Source organism: Schlesneria sp. (assembly GCF_036405755.1).
In the GTDB taxonomy this organism is placed as follows: domain Bacteria; phylum Planctomycetota; class Planctomycetia; order Planctomycetales; family Planctomycetaceae; genus Schlesneria; species Schlesneria sphaerica.
Window position 1 is genome coordinate 1 of sequence record NZ_DASWWZ010000588.1, and the last position, 3,262, is coordinate 3,262.

2 protein-coding genes are annotated in these 3,262 nt (G+C 56.3%); both read right to left on the reverse strand.

Annotated features, from left to right (window positions below):
• Positions 1-372 precede the first annotated feature (372 nt).
• Positions 373-1,449: a C45 family autoproteolytic acyltransferase/hydolase gene (locus VGE80_RS19495; protein ID WP_440593820.1), complete on the reverse strand. Its 1,077-nt coding sequence runs from the start codon at positions 1,447-1,449 to the stop codon at positions 373-375.
• Between the two features lie 392 nt (positions 1,450-1,841).
• Entirely contained in the window at positions 1,842-3,242 is a 1,401-nt protein-coding gene (locus tag VGE80_RS19500; protein WP_440593821.1) for a DUF1501 domain-containing protein, read from the reverse strand.
• Between the last annotated feature and the right edge of the window lie 20 nt (positions 3,243-3,262).

The window sequence follows — 3,262 nt, forward strand, 5'->3', positions numbered from 1 at the left end:
ATCGCTTGAGGAGGCATGACGAATCCTTGAACGGCCTAATAACACGAGGTGAAACACGTCTTCCTCATGACGTTTTTTCACGGCTTTCCACAACACAAGTCGATTCAACGGCCCCGAACCGAGCTCGAAAAATGCCTGAACTCGCCGTTTCGGAAGAATGAAGGAAGACTCACAAAAGATCAAGAGAGAATCGACAGTCCCCGAAGAACACTTTTTACCATTCGACCGTCACCGCGACGATCGAAAAGAAAGCCACAAAACTAAGGGCTCCTGCCCACAAAACGTTCCCGGGAAATGCACCTCTGTCCCTCAAGTCAGTCAGAATTAAGGAACGCATTGATGTCGTGCTGTACTCCCTTGTTCAACGAAACATCAAGTCAGAATGTATCGTTCGTACGGATGATCGCAGGGGGTCCCTCGCGTGATCTGCATTTGCTGCTTGTCAGGTTCGATGATGACAGAGAACACCGTCTGCCAGAAACCATGCGGTGAATCATCGTTCGTATGCCGGCAGATCGATCTCGGATGCCCGTCATGGTCGGAAAGCGCGGTCATCAGCCGACTCACCGTCGCATCCTGAGACCCCGGCTCCGCATTCCTGTTCCCGAAGTTTAGAAGTGCGTCGATTCGCGTCTGGCGAGCATGAGACTGAATCAGTTCGGGAAACGAGTCATTAATCCGGATCAGTTCGGGATGTCGACAGTGATTCGTGTGCGTCACCAACCCTGACGCACCACCATCAAGGACTTGTACCGATTCCAGAGTCACTTCCAGATCAGCCGGGCCCTGTGGGGTCGTCAGCATCATGTTCGCAGGAATCGCTCGCTCGGCCCGTGATACGGCATTGACCGCTTCCGTCAGAGTGGTCGATTCATAGACCCCGCGGATGAGAAAGTAATGCGGAACGCCCAGCCTGCGACTGGGTGCTGGCAGTGTGTTGGCACACAGTCCGACGCCGGCCGAGTTGAACCCGATGTACGCGATCAATCCCGCCTGTGTAACACTCATGAATGCAGGCTTACCCGCCGGCCGGCGAGTCAGGACGATCGTGAATTCATCCAGCGCCGGATCCGCATCCCAGTTTTGGGCCAGGATCCGCTGCTCGCAATACGGGCGCCCCAATGAAAGGGAGGTACACCCCGAGTCGGACGCCTGTAACTGGTTGCGGACCTGCAACAACATCAGCTCGTCCAGCGAGATCCGGGAAGCTTCTGCGACCCCTTTCATTTCTTCCAGCATGTCGACCGAGTAACGCTCGACGAAAGGAATCGATTCGCGGGCCACACCCAGTGCCGCTTCACGCGAAATTGCGAGGGTCAAATTGACGCGATCCATCGCAATCGCGCTGAACCCCCGAATCAGTTCTCCTGCTGCTTCGCCGAGTTGACGCCCCATCTCACGCGGCGTCCCCGCAACTTCCATCTCGAGATAACGATTCGGCAAGACCATTTTCGACTTTCAAAATATCGGGAACTCGGTCGGCGCTGCAGAGCTATCTCAGAATTCGCGTCCTCTCGCAAGCGGACGCAAGAAGACTGATTAGTAATTGAGGCGAACCAGCAACGGCGTTCTGCCCCATCCGTCATCAGGCATTCTTCAGGGCGAGATGGAGATCACACTCATCCTGGGCGAACGAACCAAGGGGGGAGCCGCCGGTTCGACGGATTCCGCTCAGCAAACGGCAAACGATCGCAGACTGGCATACCGCCCAAAACCCCAACACCCAGACTCCCGACTCGGCCTCAGGGACGTTAGCAGTGGGAAGACGTGACTGCTGGAATGGCGCTCGTTCTCCGGAGGCTTTGACCAGACGAGAACCACAAGAAGGCAAGCAGTGGAACTTACCCACAGAGTTCGGCGATTGGCTTTCCCTGATCAATCACGAAGCGAGGACGGCCACGATTATCGAGATACGAGATATCAAGCGGAACTCCCATGTGATGGAAGATTGTTGCGGCCAGATCGCCGGGGGTGACCGGACGTTCCAGAATTTGACCTGCGTCACGCTCGGTGGCTCCAATCACTTGGCCGTGGCGGAATCCACCTCCCGCAACCGTGATCGACGACACAATCGGCCAGTGATCTCGTCCGTCTGAACTTCCCTGCGTCCCGATTTTGGGTGTTCGTCCGAATTCACCCATGGCAAGCACCAGGACATCATCCAGCAGTCCCCGTTCTTCAAGATCGCCAACCAGTGTGGTGATCAATCGGTCAAAGACCGGTAGCAAAGGACGCAAGCCATTCCAGATTCCCCCATAGGGAGGAATGTTATCTCCGTGAGTATCCCACGTCCCGGAAGCGCCATGATTGCTGAGATCAATGGTCACAAAGCTGACACCCGATTCCACGAGACGTCTTGCCAGCATCGCCTGCTGACACCATTCGTGGTCGCCGTACTTCAACCGCACGGACTCTGGCTCTTTACTGATGTCGAATGCATCGCGAGCACTCGCGCCGGTCACCATACTGACCGCCTGCTGAGTGAAGCGGTTGGTCGCTTCCATCGAACCAGATAGATCGAGATCCCGGCGCAGCCGATCAAGGTCGGAGGTCAATTGAGAACGGGAATGCAGCCGCTCTGTCGTCAACCCGCGCGGCAGGGAAAACAGGCTTCCGACATCCTTTCCCTGGAAGGGGTCATACGCGTGCCCCAGATATCCGCCCCAGGCAACATGGGAACGAGATTTCATATTGAGCACGACATAAGGTGGCAGGTCAGGATTACTCTCCAATCGCTCGCGGGCGATAATCGAGGCGAGCGCCGGAAACTTTTCTGCCTCACGATTGATTCGCGGTTCCGCGTCGAGATTCGCGGTCTGCATGACCATATTCGGTTCGTGATTGGAGAACCGGCAGTCGACCGAACGAATCAGGGTCATCTTGTTGAGCATCGCCGCCTGCAACGGGAGATACTCACAAATCTGCACTCCCGGCAACGCGGTGGAAATAGGGGAGAAGGGTCCACGCACTTCGATCGGTGCGGCAGGCTTCATATCCCACGTATCGATGTGACTTGGCCCCCCCGTCATCCAGACGAGAATCACACTTTTCTGGCGGGGAGATGATTTCCCTCCCGTCACCGCCTGTTCTTTCGCTTGCAGCAGTCCGGGCAACGAAAGCCCTGACAACCCGGCGAGACTGGCTTTCAACATACTGCGGCGACCAAGTACGGTCACACCTTCCAGCTCCCGGGGTCGCATGGAGGCAAAAGCGTGGTCGGGTGTGTGCTGATGAACCGACATAAATACCAGTCCCCAAAGAC

Coding starts and splice junctions, on each gene's coding strand:
- VGE80_RS19500 (WP_440593821.1), bottom strand. CDS start 3,242: ATGTCGGTTCATCAGCACACACCCGACCACGCTTTTGCCTCCATGCGA.
- VGE80_RS19495 (WP_440593820.1), bottom strand. CDS start 1,449: ATGGTCTTGCCGAATCGTTATCTCGAGATGGAAGTTGCGGGGACGCCG.